20 protein-coding genes are annotated in these 21416 nt (G+C 76.0%); 6 read left to right on the top strand and 14 right to left on the bottom strand.

Translation table 11 applies throughout. The features are described from left to right. Window positions 1–69: 69 nt before the first annotated feature. The 5 genes from HOQ23_RS10470 to HOQ23_RS20540 form a co-directional block, all read right to left on the bottom strand. Complete coding sequence (locus tag HOQ23_RS10470) at window positions 70–1149, bottom strand: helix-turn-helix transcriptional regulator (RefSeq protein WP_172214437.1); 1080 nt, start codon at window positions 1147–1149, stop codon at window positions 70–72. After that, window positions 1146–1817 (bottom strand): maleylpyruvate isomerase N-terminal domain-containing protein, encoded by a 672-nt coding sequence (locus tag HOQ23_RS10465; protein WP_216654017.1) that lies wholly within the window; start codon window positions 1815–1817, stop codon window positions 1146–1148. Before HOQ23_RS10465 ends, HOQ23_RS10470 begins: the two co-directional genes overlap by 4 nt. After that, a complete protein-coding gene (locus HOQ23_RS10460) occupies window positions 1814–2833 on the bottom strand; it encodes a sigma-70 family RNA polymerase sigma factor (protein ID WP_172214435.1) in 1020 nt (339 codons plus the stop codon). The genes HOQ23_RS10465 and HOQ23_RS10460 overlap by 4 nt, the downstream gene beginning before the upstream one ends. Before the next feature lie 77 nt (window positions 2834–2910). Then, entirely contained in the window at window positions 2911–4494 is a 1584-nt protein-coding gene (locus tag HOQ23_RS10455; protein ID WP_367650447.1) for an FAD-dependent oxidoreductase, read from the bottom strand. Further along, window positions 4491–5114, bottom strand: coding sequence for a TetR/AcrR family transcriptional regulator (locus tag HOQ23_RS20540; protein WP_216654015.1), 624 nt, complete (start codon window positions 5112–5114; stop codon window positions 4491–4493). The genes HOQ23_RS10455 and HOQ23_RS20540 overlap by 4 nt, the downstream gene beginning before the upstream one ends. 17 nt (window positions 5115–5131) lie before the next feature. On the opposite strand from HOQ23_RS20540, the gene HOQ23_RS10450 reads away from it, so the two are divergent. Together HOQ23_RS10450 and HOQ23_RS21565 are read left to right on the top strand one after the other, a co-directional pair. Next, on the top strand, window positions 5132–6718 hold the full coding sequence (locus HOQ23_RS10450; RefSeq protein WP_253945348.1) for an FAD-binding oxidoreductase: 1587 nt from the start codon (window positions 5132–5134) through the stop codon (window positions 6716–6718). Next, a complete protein-coding gene (locus HOQ23_RS21565; protein WP_172214431.1) occupies window positions 6715–7617 on the top strand; it encodes a diacylglycerol kinase family lipid kinase in 903 nt (300 codons plus the stop codon). Before HOQ23_RS10450 ends, HOQ23_RS21565 begins: the two co-directional genes overlap by 4 nt. 18 nt (window positions 7618–7635) lie before the next feature. Here HOQ23_RS21565 and HOQ23_RS10440 read toward each other — a convergent pair whose 3' ends face one another. Further along, window positions 7636–8307, bottom strand: coding sequence for a pirin family protein (locus HOQ23_RS10440; RefSeq protein WP_172214429.1), 672 nt, complete (start codon window positions 8305–8307; stop codon window positions 7636–7638). 15 nt (window positions 8308–8322) lie between these two features. Here HOQ23_RS10440 and HOQ23_RS10435 point away from each other — a divergent pair, with 15 nt between their 5' ends. Further along, on the top strand, window positions 8323–9675 hold the full coding sequence (locus tag HOQ23_RS10435) for a GH1 family beta-glucosidase (RefSeq protein WP_172214427.1): 1353 nt from the start codon (window positions 8323–8325) through the stop codon (window positions 9673–9675). Window positions 9676–9737: 62 nt separating this feature from the next. After that, a complete protein-coding gene (locus HOQ23_RS10430; RefSeq protein ID WP_172214425.1) occupies window positions 9738–10334 on the top strand; it encodes a dienelactone hydrolase family protein in 597 nt (198 codons plus the stop codon). Window positions 10335–10420: 86 nt separating this feature from the next. Here the strand turns inward: HOQ23_RS10430 and HOQ23_RS10425 are convergent, their stop codons facing one another. From HOQ23_RS10425 to HOQ23_RS10400, 6 genes are read right to left on the bottom strand one after another with little or no spacing between them, the layout of a single operon-like run. Beyond that, complete coding sequence (locus tag HOQ23_RS10425) at window positions 10421–11119, bottom strand: response regulator (protein WP_367650446.1); 699 nt, start codon at window positions 11117–11119, stop codon at window positions 10421–10423. Continuing rightward, entirely contained in the window at window positions 11116–12432 is a 1317-nt protein-coding gene (locus HOQ23_RS10420; RefSeq protein ID WP_172214423.1) for a sensor histidine kinase, read from the bottom strand. The genes HOQ23_RS10425 and HOQ23_RS10420 overlap by 4 nt, the downstream gene beginning before the upstream one ends. Further along, window positions 12429–13427, bottom strand: coding sequence for an acyltransferase (locus tag HOQ23_RS10415; RefSeq protein WP_172214421.1), 999 nt, complete (start codon window positions 13425–13427; stop codon window positions 12429–12431). Before HOQ23_RS10415 ends, HOQ23_RS10420 begins: the two co-directional genes overlap by 4 nt. Beyond that, on the bottom strand, window positions 13424–14425 hold the full coding sequence (locus tag HOQ23_RS10410) for a D-alanine--D-alanine ligase (RefSeq protein ID WP_172214419.1): 1002 nt from the start codon (window positions 14423–14425) through the stop codon (window positions 13424–13426). Before HOQ23_RS10410 ends, HOQ23_RS10415 begins: the two co-directional genes overlap by 4 nt. Beyond that, window positions 14422–15603, bottom strand: a complete 1182-nt coding sequence (gene alr, locus HOQ23_RS10405) for an alanine racemase (protein WP_367650445.1) — start codon at window positions 15601–15603, stop codon at window positions 14422–14424. The genes HOQ23_RS10410 and alr overlap by 4 nt, the downstream gene beginning before the upstream one ends. Further along, entirely contained in the window at window positions 15600–16259 is a 660-nt protein-coding gene (locus tag HOQ23_RS10400) for a M15 family metallopeptidase (RefSeq protein ID WP_172214417.1), read from the bottom strand. Before HOQ23_RS10400 ends, alr begins: the two co-directional genes overlap by 4 nt. A 128-nt stretch (window positions 16260–16387) precedes the next feature. Here HOQ23_RS10400 and murF point away from each other — a divergent pair, with 128 nt between their 5' ends. Further along, window positions 16388–17725 (top strand): UDP-N-acetylmuramoyl-tripeptide--D-alanyl-D-alanine ligase, encoded by a 1338-nt coding sequence (gene murF, locus HOQ23_RS10395; protein ID WP_172214415.1) that lies wholly within the window; start codon window positions 16388–16390, stop codon window positions 17723–17725. Between the two features lie 84 nt (window positions 17726–17809). On the opposite strand, the gene HOQ23_RS10390 is transcribed toward murF, so the two are convergent. Both HOQ23_RS10390 and HOQ23_RS10385 read right to left on the bottom strand, forming a co-directional pair. Further along, window positions 17810–19855 carry an NADPH-dependent 2,4-dienoyl-CoA reductase gene (locus HOQ23_RS10390; protein WP_172214413.1) on the bottom strand — a complete coding sequence of 682 codons (2046 nt, stop codon included), beginning with the start codon at window positions 19853–19855 and terminating at the stop codon, window positions 17810–17812. Next, on the bottom strand, window positions 19852–20382 hold the full coding sequence (locus tag HOQ23_RS10385; protein ID WP_172214411.1) for a PadR family transcriptional regulator: 531 nt from the start codon (window positions 20380–20382) through the stop codon (window positions 19852–19854). The genes HOQ23_RS10390 and HOQ23_RS10385 overlap by 4 nt, the downstream gene beginning before the upstream one ends. Window positions 20383–20505: 123 nt before the next feature. Here HOQ23_RS10385 and HOQ23_RS10380 point away from each other — a divergent pair, with 123 nt between their 5' ends. Next, window positions 20506–21390 (top strand): ABC transporter substrate-binding protein, encoded by an 885-nt coding sequence (locus tag HOQ23_RS10380; protein ID WP_172214409.1) that lies wholly within the window; start codon window positions 20506–20508, stop codon window positions 21388–21390. Window positions 21391–21416 lie beyond the last annotated feature (26 nt).

Raw genomic sequence — 21416 nt, 5'->3', positions numbered from 1 at the left:
GACAGCCCTGAGCCCGGAAACGTTGCCGTTGGGGACCAAACGACAACGTTCTCGCGGCGGCCGCCCCGCTCAGACCGCGAGGTCGAACGCCGCGGCCAGCCGGGTGCGGGAGCGGATGTCGAGCTTGCGGTAGACGTGGGAGAGGTGCCACTCGACCGCCTTCACCGTGACCACCAGCGTCTCGGCGATCTGGCGGTTGGTGAGGCCGTCGGCGGCGAGACGCGCGACGCGCTGCTCGGTGGGGGTCAGGGTCGCGAGCGCCTCGCGCTGGTGGGGCCGGGGGGCCTCCCCGACGCGTGCGAGCAGCCCGCGCGCCCGGGCCTGGAGGGGACGCAGCTGCTCGCGGCCGGCGTACTCCTCGACGTCGCGGAGCATCCGCACGGCGTGCTGGCGCTCCGGCGACTCCCGCGGGTGCTGCAGCAGCATCAGTGCCGCGAGGTCGGTGTCGATCTGGGCGGCGAGCCGGGGCGCGGGGTGGTCGAGCAGGAGCGCGCGGGCCTCGGTCAGCCGCTCGGTGCGGTGCGGGCCGGCGCCGACCACCGCGAGGATCCGCAGGGCGTGGGCGTGTGCCAAGGGCGAGCCGGACGCGGTGGCGACCTCCAGCCACTCGGTGGCCAGGTCGTTGCCCTCGCGTCCGCGGCCGAGGCGGACCAGTGCGATCGCCGCGCTGCCGCGCCAGGGCAGCAGGTACGCCTCCTGCGGGTCGGCGGGGGTGGGGCCGAGCAGCCGCCCGCACTCCAGGTGGTGTTCCAGCGCGTCCTCGGTGTCGCCGAGGGCGGCGGCCAGCTCGCCGCAGCTGTGGTGCGCGATCGCCGCGACCGGGTCGTGCGCGGAGTCAGCGGCAAGACCATCCGCACCGCCATCGACAGCGGCGGGAGTGGCCTTCCGTGCGGCCACCATCGCCAGCAGGCCCTCGCCGGCGCGCATCGCCACGTCCAGCTCGCCGCGGCCCAGCCGCGCCTCGATCGTGCAGGCGGAGGCCAGCACCTGGTCGGCCGGGCGCCGGGGCCCGGGCGCGGGCTGCTCGAGCAGCTGCAGGGCCTCGCTCACGCGCCCGGCGTACAGGTGGCGCACCGCGGCGATCACGGCCGGGTCGGCCGGCTCGACCGGTACGGCCGCGCGGAGCGGGCCTGGGTCGTGTCGGGTCATGAGGGCAGGTTAGGGAGACCGCCGTCCCGTCCGTGCGGCTTTGCCGCGATTGGTCCCTCCCACAGGTGAGGTGCTCGTCCCAGGTGGCCCAGCAGCCGGTCGGCGTACGTCGCCCCGGCCGGTACGACGCGGGGCGCGGCGAACCGGGCCGGGCGGTCCTCGGCCGCCACCACCTCGTGAGCCACCGCCAGCAGGTCGCGTGCGAGGTCCTCGGGAAACGGATGCGGGGAGCCCGGCGAGGCGCTCGCCACGGCGACGTCGTGGGCGTGCACGGCGACCTCGAGGGCCGCGGCGCGCAGCAGCAGCCCGGCCTCCAGCTCCGCTGTGCCGCGCTCCGCGTCGCCGACCCCGACCCGTTCGCGCCGGCCGCAGCCGCCCGGCCCGCCGACCCACGCCCCGAGCAGGACCCCGGCCTTGTCCCGCAGCGCGGCCGCGCGCTGCGCCGGGCCGGCGCCGGACACCGCGGGGCCCGCGGCGATCCGCCCGGTGGCCGCCTCCAGGAAGGCGTCGAGGCCGTCCTCGAGGTGGGCGAGCAGCCGCTCCAGGTCCCAGGCCGCGCACGGGGTCGGACGGGACAGGTCGCCCGTCGCGACCCCGACGAGCACGCCGCCGGCGTAGGCCAGCGAACGCTCCAGCAGCTCGACGTCCCCGTCGAGCCGCCGGGTCACCGCACGACCAGGCTGAGCGGGTGGTCGCCGGGACGGTAGTCGGCCGGGAGCCGGTCGGGGAGGCCGAACTTGGCGAACAGCGAGGTGTCGAAGAAGGCGCGCACGTGGTCCACCCGGTCGCCGTCGAGCTCGAGCACCTGGAGCTGGAAGGGCACGAAGTCGCGCTCCTGGGTGCGCATGTAGAGGCCGAAGGCGGGCTGGCCGTTGGCGGAGGTGCGCAGCATCGGCATGTCGCTGCACCCGCCGGGGCAGTTGCGCTCGATCAGGGTGCCGATGCTCTCCGGGCCGATGTACCAGTTCAGGAACGGCGGCATCTCCCAGACCGCCTCGCTGGTGAGCAGCGTGACGATGGTGTCGACGTCCTTGCGCCAGAACGCGTCGACGTAGCGGTCGAGCAGCTGCTGCTGGGCCGGGGTGAGGTCGTCCTCGACGGAGTCCTCGGTGAGGCCGCGGCTCTTCACCTGTGCATGCGCACGCTGGAGGGCGGAGTTGACCGCCGCGGTGCTCGTCTCGAGGGCCTCGGCGACCTCGGCGGCCGACCAGCGCAGCACGTCGCGCAGGATCAGCACGGCCCGCTGCCGGGCCGGCAGGTGCTGGAGCGCCGCGACGAAGGCGAGCCGGATCGAGTCCCGCTCGGTGACCAGGACCGCGGCGTCGGGGACCGGCTGGAGCCAGGCGACCTCGTGGTCCTGCTCGAGGGCGTCGCCCCCCATCTGGTCGGCGGTGCCGAGGGCGGCGGGCAGTGGTCGCCGGGGCCGGCCCTCGAGGTTGGTGAGGCACACGTTGGTCGCGATCCGGTAGAGCCAGGTGCGCACCGAGGAGCGGCCCTGGAAGTCCGCCGAGGCCTTCCAGGCGCGCAGGAACGTCTCCTGGACCAGGTCCTCCGCCTCGTGCACGGAGCCGCTCATCCGGTAGCAGTGCGCCAGCAGCTCGCGCTGGTAGCGCTCGGTGAGTGCCTGGAAGTCGTCCAGCTCGGTCGTCTGCTCGGTCACCTGCGTCGCCGTCCGCTCGGTCATGCCGCGTTCCCTTCGCCCACCAGTGTGTCCCTGGTCACCGACCGGCGTCGATGCGAATACTCATCGGTGTCCGGAAATCACCGGTACTCGGCAGCGACCGCCAGTGCCCGTTCGGCGGCGGGGACGGCCCGGGCCCGGTCGGCGGGGACCAGCCCGACCCGGGTACGCCGGTCCAGCAGGTCGCCCACGTCGTGGGCCCCCTCGTGGGTGACGGCGAAGACCAGCTCGGCGAGGGTGACCGGGATCCCGTCGGCGACCGGGGCCAGCAGCTCCTCCTCGCCCAGGCCGGTGCGCTCGCGGGCGCTGGCGAGCACCAGCTCGGCCTCGGTGCCGAAGCGGCGCACCAGCCGTGGGTGCTGCTCGAGGCGGGCGAGCTCGCCGCGCGGCGCGGCCCCGAGCAGCGGCACGGCGCGGGTGACGCAGGGTCCCGCCGCCAGGGGCCCGTGCGCCCGGGCCGCGTCGAGCGCGGCGTCGACGGCGTCCTCGGCCATCTGGCGATAGGTGGTCAGCTTGCCGCCGACGACGGTGACCAGACCGGTGGGCCCGGTCAGCACCGCGTGACGGCGCGAGAGGTCGGCGGTGCCCCCGTCGCTGCCGCCACCCTCCGCCGGGCCCGGTCCGGCGAGCAGCGGGCGCAGCCCGGCGTACGCCCCGACGACGTCGGTGCGGTGCAGCGGGCGGGCGAACGCCGCGGACACCACGTCGAGCAGGAAGCCGATCTCCGGCTCGCTGGGCACCGGAACGTCCGGGAGCGGGCCGGTGACCGGCTCGTCGGTGAGCCCGACGTGGACGGTCCCGTCGGGTTGCGGCAGCACCAGCACGAACCGGCTGGTGGACCCGGGGACCGGCGCGAAGACCGACGCGTGCAGCCCCGGCAGTGACTCGCCGCGCAGCACCAGGTGGGTGCCGCGGCTGGGGCGCAGCCGCACCTCGCCGGCCAGGTCGCCGGCCCAGACGCCGGTCGCGTTGAGGACCGCGCGCGCCTCCACGTCGTACGTCGCGGCGCTGAGCTCGTCGCGCAGCCGGACCCGGGTCCCGCTCGCGGCGAGCACCCGGGCGCGGGTGTGGACCCGGGCGCCGTGGGCGGCGGCGGTGCGCGCGACGGTGGTGACCAGGCGGGCGTCGTCCTCGAGCTGGCCGTCCCACGACAGCAGCGCGCCGCGCAGCCCCTCGGCGCGCAGCGCGGGCACCATCGCCAGCGCCTCGGTGGCGGAGAGCCGGCGCGGCCCGGGCAGGGTCTCGGCGCGGGTGCCGGCGCCGCGGCGCAGCAGGTCGCCGGCGCGCAGCGCGGCGTGCACGAGCGCGGCCTGGCCGTGCCCGACCGAGGAGCCGAGCGGCAGCAGCGTCGGCATCGGGTGGGTCAGGTGCGGGGCGGTGACCTCCATCAGCAGGCCCCGCTCGACGGCGCTCTCGTGGGCCACGCCCAGCTGGCCGTTGGCGAGGTAGCGCAGCCCGCCGTGCACGAGCTTGGAGGACCACCGCGAGGTGCCGAACGCAAGGTCGTGGGCGTCGACGGCGAGCACCGAGAGCCCGCGGGTGGCGGCGTCGAGGGCGGCCCCGGCGCCGGTGATGCCCAGGCCGACCACGACCAGGTCCACCCGCTGCGGCGCCCCGGCGAGGCCGGCGGTGATCCGGCCCGGGGCGCGGGCGGCGGTGCTCACGGGGCCAGGGCCCGGGCGGTCGCGAGCGCCAGCTCGGCCTCGAGGTCGGCCTCGCCGACCTCCTCGTCGACCATCGTGTGCGCGGAGAGGACGAACCCGTGCGCGGCGAGCAGGAGCGCGCGGGCGATGGCGACCGGGTTGCCGGCGCGGACCTCTCCGGTCTCCTGGCCGCGGGCGACGGCGTCGGTGAGCACCGCGAGGATCAGGTCCTGGGAGCGGCCGCGGCGCGCGAGCAGGTAGGGCAGCACCAGCTCGGGGTCGAGCTCGACGATGCGGACGAAGAGCTCGTTCTCGCGCAGCAGGCGCACCGTGGTGACCACCGCCTCGACCAGCCGCTCCACCGCGGAGCGCTCGGGGTCCAGGCCGCTCACCGTGGCCTCCACCAGCCCGGTCCACTCCCGGGTCATCAGGTCGCCGAGCAGCTGCTGCATGTCCGACCAGGTGCGGTAGATCGTCATCCGCGACACGCCCGCCCGGCGGGCGACCTCGGTGAGCGTCGTACGCCGCCAGCCGACGTCGAGGATGCACGCCCGCGCGGCGTCGAGGTAGGCGTCGCGGGCGTCGGGGCGCGCGCCCTGGCCGGGCGTCGATCCCGAAGTCGTGTGACGAAGTGACGTCATATGTCACACTGTAACGCATGACGCACGTCACCTCTGGAGAGATGCACCCCTCCCGCTGGGGCGACCCGGCTCTCGCCGTGCCGCTGCCGGCGCCCGCCCGGGCGCTGGTGGAGGCGGTCTTCGGCATCGAGGAGCGACCCGCGCTCGCCGAGGTGGTCCTGCCCGCGCCGGCGATCGACCCCGGCCTGCTCGACGAGGTCCGCGCGGTCGTGGGCGCGGAGCACGTGTGCACCGACGACGCGACCCGGCGGCTGCGCACCCGCGGCCGCTCCACGCCCGACCTGCTGCGCCAGCGCGCCGGGGACCTGGCCGACGCCCCCGACGCCGTGGTGCGCCCCGGCGACCACGCGGAGGTCGCCGCGGTGCTGGACTGGGCCGTGGCCCACCAGGTCGCGGTGGTCCCCTTCGGGGGCGGTACGTCGGTCACCGGGGGGCTGGCCGCCCGGCGCGACGGGTTCGCCGGGCTGGTCTCGCTCGACCTGGGCCGGATGCGGCGCCTGCTCGCCGTCGACCCGGTCTCGATGACCGCGACCCTCGAGCCCGGCCTGCGCGGCCCCGAGGCCGAGGCGCTGCTGGCCGCCGAGGGGCTGACCCTGGGGCACTTCCCGCAGTCCTTCGAGCACGCCAGCATCGGCGGGTTCGCCGCCACCCGGTCCTCGGGACAGTCCAGCGCCGGCTACGGCCGCTTCGACGCCCTGGTCGTGGGGCTGCGGGTGGCGACGCCGCGCGGCGAGCTGCGCCTCGGCGCGGCGCCGATGAGCGCCGCCGGTCCCGACCTGCGCCAGCTGCTGCTGGGCTCCGAGGGCGCCTTCGGGGTGATCACCGAGGTGACGGTGCGGGTGCGCTCGCTGCCGGCGGAGAAGGTCTACGAGGGCTGGCGCTGGGCCTCCTTCGCCGAGGGCACCACCGCGATGCGCACCCTGGCCCAGTCCGGGCTGCTGCCGACCGTGCTGCGGCTCTCCGACGAGACCGAGACCGGACTCGACCTGGCCCACCCCGAGGACCTCGGCGCACCGGCGGAGGGCGCCGGTGGCTGCCTGATGGTGACCGGGTTCGAGGGCGCCCCGGCGGCGGTGGCCGCCCGGCGGGCCGCGGTCACCGAGGTGCTGCGCGGGCTCGGCGGCACCCCGCTCGGCGAGGAGCCGGGCCGGTCCTGGGCGCACGGGCGCTTCGCCGCGCCGTACCTGCGCGACGCCCTGCTGGACGTCGGCGTGCTCGTGGAGACCCTGGAGACCGCGACCTTCTGGTCGCAGGTGTCGCGCCTGCACGCCGCGGTGCGCGAGGCCCTGGAGACCGCGCTGGGTTCACCGGTGCTGGTGCTGTGCCACGTCTCCCACGTCTACGAGACCGGGTGCTCGCTCTACTTCACCGTCGCCGCGCGGCAGGGCGACGACCCGCTGGCGCGGTGGGCCGCCGCCAAGGAGGCCGCCTCCGCGGCGATCGTCGCGGCCGGGGCCACCATCACCCACCACCACGCCGTCGGCACCGACCACCGCCCGTGGCTGCGCGCCGAGATCGGCGACCTGGGCGTCTCGGTGCTGCGCGCGGTGAAGGCCGACCTGGACCCGACCGGGATCCTCAACCCGGGGGTGCTGGTGCCGTGACCCGGTCCTTCACGTTCCTCGTCAACCCCGCGTCCGGCGGGGGCGCGGCGCCGGGAGCCGTGGTGGGCATCGCCCGGTTGCTGCGCGACGCCGGCGCGGTCGTCGACGTCACCTACTCGCCCGGCCCACGGGCGATGGCCCGGCTGGTCGACGAGGCGCTGGCACGCGAGGACGTGGTGGTCTCCGTGGGCGGGGACGGGATGCTCTCCTCCCTCGCCGGGCCGGTGGCCGCCGGCGGGGGCACGCTCGGGATGGTGCCCGCCGGGCGCGGCAACGACTTCGCGCGGATGCTCGGCGTGCCGGCCGGGCCCGAGGCCCAGGCCGAGGCGCTGCTCACCGGGCGCCCGCGCCGCGTCGACCTGGTGCGCGTCACGCTGCCCGGCCAGGCGCCGCGAGTGGTCGCCGGCTCGGTCTATTCCGGCGTGGACGCCCGCGCGGCCGCGCTCGTGCACGGGATGCGCTGGGTGCCCCAGCGGGCGCAGTACCCGTGGGCCGCGGTGCGCGCGCTCGCGACCTACCGGCCGGCCGCGTTCGAGCTGAGCGTGGACGGCGTGCGGCGGCGCTGCTCGGCGGCGACGGTGGTGGTGGCGAACTCGGCGTACTACGGCAAGGGCATGCGGATCGCCCCGCCCGCCGACCTCGCCGACGGGCTGCTGGACGTGGTGGTGATCGAGGCGGCCTCGCGCACCGGGCTGATCCGCGCGCTGCCGACGGTGTACGCCGGCGGGCACGTCGAGCGCCCCGAGGTCACCCTGCTCACCGGGCGCCGCGTCGAGCTCACCCTCACCTCGCCCACCCCGGTCCAGGTCAGCGCCGACGGCGAGCCGCTCGGCACCCTCACCGCACCGGACCGGCTCTGCGTGGAGGTGCTGCCCGCCGCCCTGCAGGTGCTGGCGTGAGCGACGGGCCGGGCCGCCTCAGGCCTGCGGCAGGGTCCACACGAGCAGGTCGGTGGGGACGGCGGCGGTCACCTGGTGCGCGGACTCGTCGGTGAAGACGAACGCGTCGCCGGCGGCCAGCGGCTGGGCCAGCGAGGAGCGCAGCAGCGCCCCGGTGGCGACGTACACGTGCGTGAGCGCCCCGCCGTGGATCAGCAGCTTCTCGCCGGTGTCGAGCCGGGCGGCGGAGAACGTCGCCCCGGCCACCTGCGCGACCTCCACCAGCGAGCCCTCGGCGGCGTCGAGGTCGACCGGGCGCACGTCGTACGACGGCTGCTCGGGGGCGTCCTCGTCGGCCGTCAGCCACACCTGGACGAAGCGGGTCTGCGGGGCGACGGCGATCTCGGCGTGCTCGACGCCGGCCCCGGTGTGCAGCACCGCGACCGAGCCGGGCTCGAGCACGACCGAGCCCTCGGGACCGGTGTGCTCCAGGGCGCCGGACACCACCCAGGTCACGATCTCCAGGCCGGAGTGGCGGTGGGACTCGAAGCCCTGCCCGCGGGCGAGCAGGTGGTCGTCGTGGCACACCATCGGTCCCAGCCGCAGCCGGTCGGGGTCGTAGTGCTCCCCGAAGGAGAAGGAGTGGTGGGTCACCCGGCCGCGGAACCGCTCGGTGAATCGGGCCGAACCTCGGCGGATCTCAGTGGTCACGGCCATGATTGTGCCGTGCCCCCCGAGCGCTCGTTCCCCGTGCTGCCTCCAGGCTTCCGATTCGGCGTCAGCACGTCGGCCTACCAGACCGAGGGTGCCGTCGACGTCGACGGCCGCGGGCCCAGCATCTGGGACACCTTCAGCCACACCCCGGGACGCACCCTCGAGGGGCACACCGGCGACGTCGCCTGCGACCACTACCACCGCTGGCCCGAGGACATCGGCCTCGTCGGACGGCTCGGCGTGCAGGGCTACCGGATGTCGCTGGCCTGGCCGCGCATCCAGCCGACCGGCGCGGGGGCACCGGACCGGCGCGCCCTGGACCACTACGACCGGGTCGTCGACGCGGTGCTCGAGGCCGGCGTGGAGCCGATGGTCACGCTCTACCACTGGGACCTCCCGCAGGCGCTGGAGGACGACGGCGGCTGGCTCAACCGGGCCACCGCCGACCGGTTCGCCGATTACGCCGCGATCGTCGCGGACCGCTACGCCGACCGGGTGACGCACTGGGTGCCGGTCAACGAGCCCAACGTCGCGGCCTTCGTCGGCTACGGCATCGGGACCTCCGCGCCGGGGCGCGAGCTGCTCTTCGACTCCGTGGCCGCGGCGCACCACCTGCTGCTGGGCCACGGGCGCGCCGCCGTCGCCCTGCGCGAGGCCGGCGCCTCGAGCATCGGGTGCGCCAACAACCACGCGCCGATGTGGCCGGCCACCGAGGACCCCGCCGACGTGGGCGCCGGCAAGCTGTTCGACGCGTTCTGGAACGGCATGTTCCTCGAGCCGATGCTCCTGGGGCGCTACCCCGAGGACCTGCTGCCGCTGCTGGAGCCGGAGATCGTCGAGGGCGACCTGGCGACGATCCGCCAGCCGCTCGACTTCTACGGCGTCAACTACTACAGCCCGTTGAAGGTCGCGGCCACCGACGAGGACGCCGCACTGCCCTTCGAGCTCCAGCCGCTGCTGGGCTACCCGACCACCGACAGCGGCTGGACGGTCGTGCCCTCCGCGCTGCGCGAGTGGCTGATCACCGCGCGGGCCCGCTACCGCGCCGCGCTGCCGCCGATCGTGATCACCGAGGCCGGGTGCGCTTACGACGTCGCGCCGGGCCCGGACGGCACCATCGACGACCAGCAGCGCATCGACTACCTCGACGTGCACCTGCGCGCGGTCGCGGACGCGGTCCAGCGCGGGGTCGACGTGCGCGGCTTCTACACCTGGTCGCTGCTCGACGGCTTCGAGTGGAGCCGCGGCTACACGCTGCGCTACGGCCTGGTCCACGTCGACCACGAGACCCAGCGCCGCACCCCCAAGCGCTCCTTCGACTGGTACGCCGACATGATCGCCGCGCAGACCCGCTCGGTGGGCTGAGCCTCCCCGCCGGGTGGCTGCGGCCTCTGGCGGGTGTCGGCGCGAGGTGTCATCGTCGACGGATGGCCGACGTACTCCTGCTCCACCACGCCCGCGGGCGCACCCCCGGGATGCGCTCCCTCGCCGACCGCCTGGGCGCGGCCGGCCACACCGTCCACCTGCCCGACCTCTACGAGGGACGGGTCTTCGACGACCTCGACGCCGGGGTGGCGCACGCCCGCTCGGTGGGCTTCGACGTCCTGCTCGAGCGGGGACGCGCCGCCGCCGAGGGGCTCCCCGACGACCTGGTCGTGGCCGGCGTCTCCCTCGGGGTGATGCCCGCCCAGGCCCTGGCGCAGAGCCGGCCGGGGGTGCGCGGGGCGCTCCTGCTGGAGGCCTTCCTGCCGACCGAGGAGTTCGGGGCCTGGCCCCGGGGCGTGCCGGTGCAGGTGCACGGGATGGCCGACGACCCGTTCTTCGCCGGCGACGGCGACCTGGCCGCCGCCCGCGACCTCCTCGCCGCCGAGCCGGGGCTGGCCGAGGTCTTCGTCTACCCCGGCGAGGAGCACCTGTTCACCGACCCCAGCCTCGCCTCGCACGACGAGGCGGCCTCGGCGCTGCTGCTGGAGCGGGTGCTCGCGTTCCTGGAGCGGGTGGACGAGGAGCCTGCGAGGTCCTGAGGGGGCGATAGTCCGCCACACAGGTGTCGCAGATCCGCCCGATCACGACACCTGTGTGGCGGACTATCGGGCTGGTGCCCGACCCCTCAGACCAGCCCGTGCCGGTGCGCGAACACCACGATCTGCACCCGGTCGCGCAGCGCGAGCTTGCGCAGGATCGCTCCCACGTGGGTCTTCACCGTGGACTCGCTGGCGAAGACCTGGCCGGCGATCTCGGTGTTCGACAGCCCCAGGGCCACCGCGGTGAACACCTCGCGCTCCTTCTCGGTGAGCCCGAGGTACTCCGTGGGCGGCGGCGTGGCGCTGCGGAACTGCCCGTCGAGCAGCGTCGACAGGTCGGTCGGGGCGAGGACGGCGTTGCCCGCGTGCACGGTGCGGATCGCGTCGCCGAGCTGGCGCGGGGTGGTGTCCTTGAGCAGGAACCCGCTCGCGCCGTGCCGGATCGCGGTGGCGGCGCGGTCGTCGAGGTTGAACGTCGTCAGCACCACCACCCGCACCGGGCGCGAGCGCCGGGCCACCCGCTCGGGGGCGAAGATCTGCCGGGTCGCCTCGACGCCGTCCATCTCCGGCATCCGGATGTCCATCAGCACCACGTCGGGCGTCAGCTGCTCGACCAGCCGCACCGCCTCGACGCCGTCGGCGGCCTGCCCGACCACCTCCATGCCCTCCTGGGCGTCGACGATGACCGACACCCCCGCGCGGAACAGCTCCTGGTCGTCGACGAGGAGCACCCGGATCGGCGCGCCCGCCGAGCCGGAAGCCGAGCCCGTCACCGGCGCGCTCACCGGCTCAGCCCCCGGGTCGGGACCCACGCGGTGGCGGTGAACGTCGGGCCTCCGGCCTCCTCGCGACGTCGTACGTCGAGGCGCCCGCCGACCGCCTCGAGCCGGCGGCGCATGCCCTCGAGGCCGCGGCCGGCGCCGGGAGCCGCGGGCGGGGCGGCGTCCGGGTCGACGGCGCCGATCGGGCGGGTGAGGTCCTCGTCGGGCACGCCCGCGGCCACGGCGATGCTGTTGCGCACCTCGATGCGCAGCTCGCCGTCCCAGTGCCGCTCGACCTGCACCGGGGTGTCGCGGCGCCCGTGCCGGATCGCGTTGGTGAGCATCTCCTGCAGCACCCGGAAGGCCACCGTCTCCAGCTCCGGCGGCATCGGCCGCGGGACACCGACCTCGGTGGCGACCACGTCGTGACCGGCCGCCCGGACCCCTTCGACCAGCTCGTCGAGCCCGCCGGGGGCGGCGACCGGGGCCTGGGTGCTGGTCAGCACCTGGCGCACGTCCTGCAGCGAGCTGCGGGCCGAGGTGGCGATCGTGGACATCGTCTGCTTCAGCGCGGTGGTGTCGGCGTCGGGCAGGTACTGCGCCGACTCGGCCTGGGCCAGGATCACGGCCAGGGAGTGGCCGACGACGTCGTGCACGTCGCGGGCCAGGCGGGTCTGCTCATCGCGCAGCCGGGCGATCTCCTCGGCCTGCTCGCGCTCGCGCACGGCCATCGCTGCCTCGTCCTCCGCGACCACCTGCGAGGCCCGGGAGTCGCGGGCCCGGGCCAGGAAGCGCAGCGCCAGGCCGGCGAGCCACGGCACGGCCAGCACCGCGAGGACCACGAGCGCGATCGCGACCTGCCAGGTGTCGCCGAGGGAGTAGGCCAGCTCGAGCGGCCCCTGGTAGTTGCGCAGCACCGTGTAGACCACGCCGGAGTCGGCGAACCAGACCGCGACCAGGAAGACCACGAGCCCGCCGACGGGGATGCTCAGGGCGCTCGCCCAGACCGTCGCGGGCCGGCCCCAGCGGGCGCAGCCGAACGCCACCAGCATCACCGCGAGCTCGACCAGCAGCATCCGGGTCTCGGTGACCACCTGGGCGACGCCGAGCAGCCAGACCAGCGCCAGCGCGATCGCCGGCGCGTGCCGGCTGAGCCCGGCGGCGGCCGCGAAGCCCAGGACGTAGAGGGTCAGGACCGTGCGGCTCTCCTCGGGGTAGATCTCGGTCCCGAGCACCTCCAGCATGCCGACGAGGACCGCCAGGGCGCCCACGGCGAGGTCCGGCGCCCAGCGCCGCCAGTCGTCCAGCGGGTGGGGCGCGGGTGCGGACGCGCTCATGCCGGCACCGCCACGGTCGTCGTACGGCGACGCTGCAGCGGCCGCTCCACGGCGTACCAGCTCAGCGCGGCGGCGCCGACGGTCAGCACGGCCGCGACCACCCCGCCGAGCTCGGCGTGGGGGCGCAGCCACAGCGTGAGCGGGTAGCTCCACAGGTAGGCGCCGTAGGACACCGTGCCGAGCCAGACCAGGGCGCGCAGCGGGCCGGTGATGGTCCGCCATCGTCGCCAGGCGAGCAGCAGCACCGCGGTGAGCGCAGCGATGGCCGGACCTCCTGCCAGGTAGGTGAGCGCGTGACCGCGCAATGGAACCACGGCCAGCACCCCGAGCGCGGCGACGGTGAGCACCACGAGCACCGGCGGTACGGCGACCCCCTGCGGACGACGCTCCAGGAGGACCCGGCTCGCGGCCCCGATCACGAAGCACAGCGCCCACGAGGTCGGCAGCGGATAGGCCAGGTCCGGGTCCTCGGCGAGCCACAGCGTGGTCGCCACGCAGGCCAGCAGGCAGGCCGCCGCGGCGACGGCGAGCAGCAGCCGCACCCGACCGCGGGCCACCGCCAGCGACAGCAGGGCCGGCCAGAGCAGGTAGAACTGCTCCTCGGTCGCGAGGGTCCACAGGTGGAACGTCGCGCCGCCGGGGACCAGCCCGGGCAGGTTGCCGGTCCAGGTGATCGCCACCAGCAGGGTGCGGGCGACCTCGTCGCGCTCCCCGATCGGGTCGAGGGTCAGCGTGACGAGCAGCCACACCGCGACCACCACGGCCAGCGCGGGGACCAGCCGCCGGGCCCGGCGCCGGTAGAACCGGCCCAGCGCGACCCGGCCGGTGCGCCCGGCCTCCTCCAGCAGCAGGCCGGTGATCAGGTGCCCGGAGAGGGCGAAGAACATCACCACCCCGACCACCCCGGCGCCCGGGAAGACCTCCGGCAGCGCGTGGCGCAGCACCACCAGGGCCACGGCGACGCCGCGCAGCAGGTCCAGTCCGTCGATCCTCATGCCGCCGCGCGCGGCGTAGCGCGCCCGGCCACGGCGTCGCGCACCAGCCGGTCGACCAGGGCGACGTAGTCGATTCCGGCCGCGGCGAACATCTGCGGCACCTGCGAGTGAGCGGTGAAGCCGGGCATCGTGTTGACCTCGTTGAGCACCGGCCCGGCCTCGGTGAGGAAGAAGTCGATGCGGGCGACCCCGCGGCACCCGAGCGCGGTGAACATCGCGAGCGCGGCGGACTCCAGGGCCTTCTGCTCGGTGGACGACAGCGGGGCGGGCACCACGAAGTCCGCGCCCCCGCCGTACTTCGCCTCGAAGTCGAAGAGCCCGTCCACCCGGATCTCCAGGGCGGGGGAGACCAGCAGCTCCGCCCCGCTCGCCAGGACCGCGACGTCGATCTCGCGGCCCACGACGACGTCCTCCACGAGCACCCGGTCGTCGAGGGCGAACGCCGCGTCCAGCGCTGCCGCCAGCTCGGCCTGCTCACGGACCAGGGACACGCCGTGGCTGGAGCCGGCCGCGACCGGCTTCACGACCACCGGGTGGTCCACGGCGTACGCCGCGGCGCTGGCGCGGGTCAGCAGCACGCCGGGCGCCGTGGCGAGCCCGAGCGCCTCGGCGACGAGCTTGGTCACCCACTTGTCCATCGCCAGCGCGCCGGCGCCCACGCCGGAGCCGACATAGGGGACGCCGGCGAGGTCGAGCAGCGCCGCGAGGGTGCCGTCCTCGCCGCCGGGGCCGTGCACGACCGGTACGGCGACCGCGCAGCTGCGCAGCACGTGCACGGCGCCGGCCAGCCCGATCGGCCGGTCGCCGCCGTCGCGCCACACGCCCTCGGGGTCGATGGTGAGCCGGACGACGTCGTGACCCCCGGCGAGCAGCGCCTCGGCGACCCCGGCCGCGGAGGCGAGGGAGACGTCGTGCTCGCAGCTGGTGCCGCCGCCGATCACGGCGACCCGCCCGATCGGCGTGCGGGCGGGGACGGGGGTGCGGGCTGCGGTGGTCATCGGACGCTCCTGAGGACGGTGGTGGCCACGACCCGGTCGGGTCGCGGCCCGAAGCCGGTGAGCACCTCGTGGGGGAGGGTCCCCGACCACGTGGCCCACTCGGCGGGGGTGGGCTCCCCGGCGTCGCCGGGGCCGAGCACGGTGGCGGTGTCGCCGAGTGCGACGGCGTCGTCGCCGAGGTCGAGGACCACCTGGTCCATCGAGACCCGGCCGACGACGGGCCGGCGCTGCCCGCGCAGCAGCACGGAGGCGCGGCCGGAGGCGGCGCGCGGCAGCCCGTCGGCGTACCCCACCGGGAGCAGGGCGAGGGTCGTCGCGCGGGCGGCGGTCCAGGTGTGGCCGTAGCCGACCGGGGTGCCGGCGCGGACCCGGCGCACCTGCACCACCGGGGCGCTCAGGGTGACCGCGGGGCGCAGCGCGGTGGTGCCGCTCGGGTCGATGCCGACCAGGCCGGCGCCGACCCGGACCAGGGTGTGGTGGCTCTGCGGGTCGGTGAGGGTGGCCGCGGTCGCGGCGAGGTGGCGCAGCGCGGGCCGCAGCCCGCAGGCGCGGGCGACCTGCACGCCCCAGGCGAACCGGGTGCGGCCCACGGCGTTGGCCGGGTGGCCCGGCTCGTCGGCGAGCGCGAGGTGCCCCATCACGCCCACCACCTGCACCAGCCCGGCCCGCTCGGCGGTGCGCGCGGCCCGGCACAGGGTCGCCCAGCCGGACGGCTCGGCGCCGTCGCGGGCCAGCCCGGTGTCGAGGTGCAGGTGCACCCGCGCGGGCCGCCCGGGGGACGCGGCGCGGGTGATCGCGCCGAGGTGCTCGGTGGACGGTACGGCGAGGTCGAGGCCGGCCGCGAGCGCGCCGGCGAAGTCGGCGTCGACGCCGTTGAGCCAGCTGAGCACGGGGACGTCGATGCCCTCCGCGCGCAGCGCCAGGCCCTCCGCGACGGTGGTGACGCCCAGGCTGGTGGCGCCGTGGGCGAGCGCGGCGCGGGCGACCGTGGCCGCGCCGAGGCCGAAGCCGTCGGCCTTCACGACCGCCATCAGCGCGGTCCCGCCCGGTGCGCCCGGTGCGCCCGGGGTGACCCGGGCCGCGAGCACCCGGGTGTTGGCGGCGACCGCCTCGGGGTCGACCAGCAGCCGCGGCGCGGCCGAGCGGGTCGCGGCGCGCGCGAGCGGCACCGCGCTCACGCCGCCGCCCCGGCGCCGGTGCCCGTGGCGGCGCCCTCGCCGAGGGAGGCCTCGAGCGGGCCGTAGAGGGCCGCCGGGGCGCCGGTGCGCAGCGCCCAGTAGCGGTCACCGTGGCTCCAGTGCCACCACTCGGTGGGGTAGTTGACCAGCCCGGCGCCGCCGAGGACGCGCGCCATCAGGTCCCGGTGGGCGCGGGCGTCCGCGCCGATCCCGGCCGCCGCGGTCCAGCAGCGCCCGTCGGACTGCTCGGGGGTGGCGTCGACCGGGGTGCCCAGGTCGAGCTCGTCGCCGCAGGCGTCGACGAGGGTGAGGTCGACCGCCGCGCCGGCGACGTGCGGCGCGACCGCCACCGGGCTCACGAACTGGCTGGTCAGCCGCTCCACCTCGGCGGCGTCCGCGTCGGGGTGGGCGGCGCGGACCTCGCCGGCGTACCACTCGATGATCCGGCGCTGGTCGGCCACGCTGCGGTGCCCCTCGAGCACCCGCAGCCCGATGCCGGGCGGCAGCGCGTCGCGGGCCGCCGCAAGCCGGGCGGCGAGCCCGGCACGGACCAGGGCCCGGGCCGGGCCGAAGGAGGCGTCGAGGGCGACCAGCGGCTCGCCGCACTCGTGCACCGGCACGGCGGCGACCCGGGGGTCGGAGAGCAGGATCGTCATGGCTCCAACCTCGCCGCCGGGGCGGGGGTGCCGCCTCCGCCTCAGGTGCCGGGGAAGGGGCCGCTGGTACCGGAGGGATGGCCGCGAGGACGAGGCGCGCGGGGGCCCGCGCGCCCGAGGGTGGAGCCATGATCGCGATCTCCCTGGCCGACCTCGCCGCCGTCGTCGGTGGCACCGTGCACGGCGACCCGCGCGCCGGGCGCACCGTGGTGAGCGGCGCCGCCTACCTCGACTCCCGCCACCCCGAGCCGGGCGGGCTGTTCGTCGCCATCGCCGGCGAGCACGCCGACGGCCACGACCACGCCGCCGGGGCGCACGCCGTGCTGGGCAGCCGGCCGACCGCCGCCCCGACCGTGGTGGTGCGCGACCCGGCGGTCGCGCTGGCCCGGCTGGCGCGCCACGTCGTGGACACGGTGGCGCCCACGACGTACGCCGTCACGGGCTCGCACGGCAAGACCACCACCAAGGAGCTGCTGGCCGCGGTGCTCGGCTCCGGCGGCGAGCGCTGCGTGGCGACCGCGGGCAACCTGAACAACGAGCTCGGGGTGCCGCTGACCTGCCTGCGGCTGCGCCCCGACACCCGCGAGCTGGTGCTGGAGATGGGCGCCCGGGGCCTGGGCCACCTGGCCTGGCTGAGCGAGGTCGCCCCGCCGGACGTGGCCGCCGTGCTCGCGGTCGGCTCCGCGCACGTGGGGGAGTTCGGCGGCCCGGCGCTGGTCGCGGCCGCGAAGGGCGAGCTGGTCGAGGCGCTGGCGCCCGGCGGGACCGCGGTGCTGAACGCCGACGACCCGCAGGTGGCCGCGATGGCGGTGCGCACCCGGGCGCGGGTGCTGACCTTCGGCCGCACCGGTGAGGTGTCGTGGCGCGCGCCGGCGCTGGACGCCCGCGGACGGGCCTCCTTCGTGCTCACCCACGCCGGTGAGGAGGCGCCGGTGCGCCTGGCGCTCACCGGGCGCCACCAGGTGGCGAACGCCGCGGCCGCCGCGGCGATGGCGCTGGCCGGCGGCCGCTCCCTCGACGAGGTCGCCGCCGGGCTCAGCGCCGCCCGCCCGGCGCCGCAGTCGCGCAGTGCGGTCCACGAGCGGGCCGACGGGCTGGTGGTGCTCGACGACTCCTACAACGCCAACCCCGAGTCGGTGCGCGCCGCGCTCGACACCCTCGTCGACCTCGGGCGCGCCCGTCCCGGGCGCACGGTCGCGGTGCTGGGCGAGATGCGCGAGCTCGGGGAGGGGTCCGCCGCGCTGCACGCCGCGGCGGGGGAGCAGGCCCGGGCCGCCGGCGTCGACGTGCTGCTCGCCGTCGGGTCCGGCGCCTGGCCGGCCGGCGGCGAACGGGTCGCGGACCGCGAGGCCGCGCTCGCCTGGCTGCGCGCCCACGTCGGCCCCGGCGACACGGTGCTCCTCAAGGCCTCCCGCGCGGTCGGCCTGGAGACGGTGGCGGCGGGGCTGCTGGCCCGGGGACGATAGTCCGGCACAGGAGTGTCGTCGATCCGCCCGATGACGACGCCTGTGTGGCGGACTATCCGACCCCGCCCGTCCGCCCGGCCGGCCTCAGAGCGCGGCGGCCACCCGGGTGCCCTGCTCGATGGCGCGCTTGGCGTCCAGCTCGGCGGCCACGTCGGCGCCGCCGATCAGGTGCACGGCCACCCCCGCCTCGACCAGCTCGTCGTACAGCTCGCGCACCGGCTCCTGGCCGGTGCACAGCACGACGTGGTCGACCGCGAGCAGGTGCGCCTCGCGGTCGCGGGTGTAGTGCAGCCCGGCGTCGTCGACCCGGTCGTAGGTGACGCCGGTGACCCGCTCGACCCCGGACTGCTTGAGCACCGCGCGGTGCGCCCAGCCGGAGGTCTTGCCCAGGCCGACGCCGATCGGGGTGGTCTTGCGCTGGAGCAGGGTGACCTCGCGCAGCGGGGTGCGCGGCTTGGGCTCGGTCAGCCCGCCGCGGTGCAGCGAGGGGTCGCCGACGCCCCAGTGCGCGCGCCAGTCGTCCTCGGTCTCGCGCGGGTCGTGGGACAGCCAGTGGCTGACGTCCACACCGATGCCGCCCGCGCCCACGACGGCGACCCGGCGGCCCGGGACCACCCGGCCGGACAGGACGTCGGCGTACGTCACGACGGAGGGGTGGTCCACGCCCTCGAGGTCGGGCACCCGCGGGACGACGCCGGTGGCCAGCACCACCTCGTCGTACGCCGCGGCGCCGGCGTCGTCGCGTGCGGTGAGCTCGGCGGCGGTCGCGGTGACCCCGAGACGCACCTCGACGCCGAGCACCTCCAGGCGCCGGGTGAAGTAGCGCAGCGTCTCGGCGAACTCCTCCTTGCCGGGCACCGCCATCGCGAGGCGGAACTGCCCGCCCAGCTGCGGGGAGCGCTCGAAGAGGGTGCCCGCGAGACCGCGCTCGGCCGCGGAGACGGCGGCGGCGAGCCCGGCCGGGCCGGCCCCGACGACCGCGACCCGGGCCCGGCGCCGGGTCGGCGCGAGCACCAGCGTCGTCTCGCGCGCGGCCCGCGGGTTGACCAGGCAGGAGGCCAAGCGGTTCGCGAACACGTGGTCCAGGCAGGCCTGGTTGCAGGCGATGCAGGTGTTGATCTCGTCGGCGCGCCCGGCGGCGGCCTTCTCGACGAACGCCGGGTCGGCCAGCAGCGGGCGGGCCATCGAGACCAGGTCGGCCTCGCCGGCGGCGAGGATCTCCTCGGCCAGCTCGGGGGTGTTGATCCGGTTCGAGGCGCAGACCGGGACCCCGACCTCGGCGCGCAGCCGGGCGGTGTGCGTGCGCCAGGCGCCGCGGGGGACCTGGGTGATGATCGTGGGCACTCGCGCCTCGTGCCAGCCGATGCCGGTGTTGAGGACGCTGACGCCGGCCTCCTCGAGCAGGTGCGCCAGCTCGACGACCTCCTCCCAGGTCTGGCCGTCCTCGACCAGGTCGAGCAGCGAGATCCGGTAGACGATCGGCAGGTCCTCGCCGACCAGCTCGCGGGTGCGGCGCACCACCTCGACGGGGAAGCGCATCCGCTTGGCGGCGGTGCCGCCCCACGCGTCGGTGCGGTCGTTGGTGCGCGCGGCGAGGAACTGGTTGATCAGGTAGCCCTCCGAGCCCATGATCTCGACCGCGTCGTACCCCGCCTTGACCGCGAGTGCGGCGGTGCGGGCGAACGCGGTCGCCGTCCGGTCCACGCCGCGGGTGGAGAGCGCGCGCGGGCGGAACGGCGTGATCGGGGAGCGCTTCGCCGAGGCCGAGACGCTGAACGGGTGGTAGCCGTAGCGCCCGGCATGCAGCACCTGCAGCGCGATCGCGCCGCCGGCGTCGTGCACCGCGCCGGTCACCTCGCGGTGGCGCATCGCCTGGAGCCGGGTGGTGAGCTCGGAGGCCAGCGGCTTGAGCCAGCCGCGCTTGTCGGGGGCGTAGCCGCCGGTGATGATCAGCCCGGCGCCGCCGCGGGCGCGCTCGGAGAGGTACGCCGCGAGCGCCGGCAGGTCGCGGACCCGGTCCTCCAGCCCGGTGTGCATCGAGCCCATCACCACCCGGTTGCGCAGGGTGAGCGGGCCGAGCGTGAGCGGCTCGAGCAGGTGGGGGTACGGCGCGGGCGCGTCGGCGGTCATCGGTGGGCCTCCAGGTAGTCGGTCAGCCAGGCCACCCAGAACTCCTCCAGCCGGATCCCGCCGCGCAGGACGAGGTGCTGGTCGAGCTCGAGGCCGCTCAGGGCGGACGGGTCGGGGTGGTCGCGTGCCTCGAGGAAGCGGTAGTGCTCGAGGCGGGCGAGGTGGTCGGCGAGGGCGTCGCGCACCACGGCGAGGACCGCGTCGCGGTCGCCGAACGAGGCACCGCGCATCTTCACCGCCAGGTCGCTGCGCGAGGGCTCGGTCACCGACGGCTCGGCCAGCCAGGCGGCCAGCGCCTCGCAGCCCGCGGGGGAGACGTCGTACACCTTGGTGGTGGGCCGGTCGGTCTGCGCGACCTCGGTGACGCTCACCCACGAGCGGGCCTCCATCCGCGCCAAGGTGCGGTAGATCTGCTGGTGCGTGGCGCTCCAGAAGAAGCCCAGCGACCGCTCGAAGCGCCGGGTGAGGTCCGCGCCGGAGGCGGGCTGCTCGCGCAGCGCGACGAGGAGTGCGTGGTCCAGGGCCATGGCGACACCCTGGCCCACCTATGCAACAAGGTGCAAACCTGCCGTACGGCGCCGCCGGTGACCTGGCTCACTCGGGCCCGGACACGGTGGGTCCGGGCCGCTGCGCCGCCTACGATTCGCCTCATGCGTCTGCGTCGTAGCTCCCTGGCCGTGCCCGCCGTCCTCAGCCTCGCCCTCCTCGGCGCGTGCGCCCCCGAGGACGAGACGGCGAGCGACCCGGCGGCGACCTCGTCGGACGCGGCCACGACCGACCCGGCTGAGTGCGCCGAGGGTGCGACGTTCATCAAGGACGGCCAGCTCACCATCGGCACCGACTCCCCGGCGTACGAGCCGTGGTTCGTCGACAACGACGCCACCAACGGCCAGGGCTTCGAGTCCGCGGTGGCCTACGAGGTGGCCGAGCGCCTCGGCTTCGACGCCCAGGACGTCGACTGGGTGCGGGTGCCGTTCAACGCCTCCTACGCGCCGGGTGAGAAGAAGTTCGACTTCGACATCAACCAGATCTCGATCACCCCCGCGCGCGCCGAGGTCGTGGACTTCTCCGACGGCTACTACTCCGCCGCCCAGGCGGTGATCGCGCTCGAGGGCACCGACGGCGCCGAGGCGTCCAGCATCTCCGACCTCCAGGGCCTCAAGCTCGGCGCCCAGACCGGCACCACCTCGCTGACCGCGATCCGCGAGGTCATCGAGCCCGGCGCCGAGCCGCTGGTCTTCGAGGACACCAACGCCGCCAAGCAGGCGCTGCTCAACGGCCAGGTCGACGCGATCCTCGCCGACCTGCCGACCGCCTTCTACATCTCCGCCGTCGAGATCGAGGGCTCCGAGATCATCGGGCAGTTCCAGCCCGAGACCGGCGACCAGGAGGAGTTCGGCATGCTCTTCGAGAAGGGCAGCGACCTGGTCCCGTGCGTCGACGCCGCGCTCGCCGAGATGCGCGAGGACGGCACGCTCGAGGAGATCGAGACCGAGTGGCTCTCCGACGTCGTGGGCGTGCCCGAGCTGTCCTGAGCGGGACAGCCGGTCCGGCACTCCTT

This window comes from Nocardioides sp. zg-DK7169 (genome assembly GCF_013155365.1).
GTDB lineage: Bacteria > Actinomycetota > Actinomycetes > Propionibacteriales > Nocardioidaceae > Nocardioides.
Note: the sequence above shows the minus strand (reverse complement) of the source record. Positions and strands in the feature narration are given on the sequence as shown.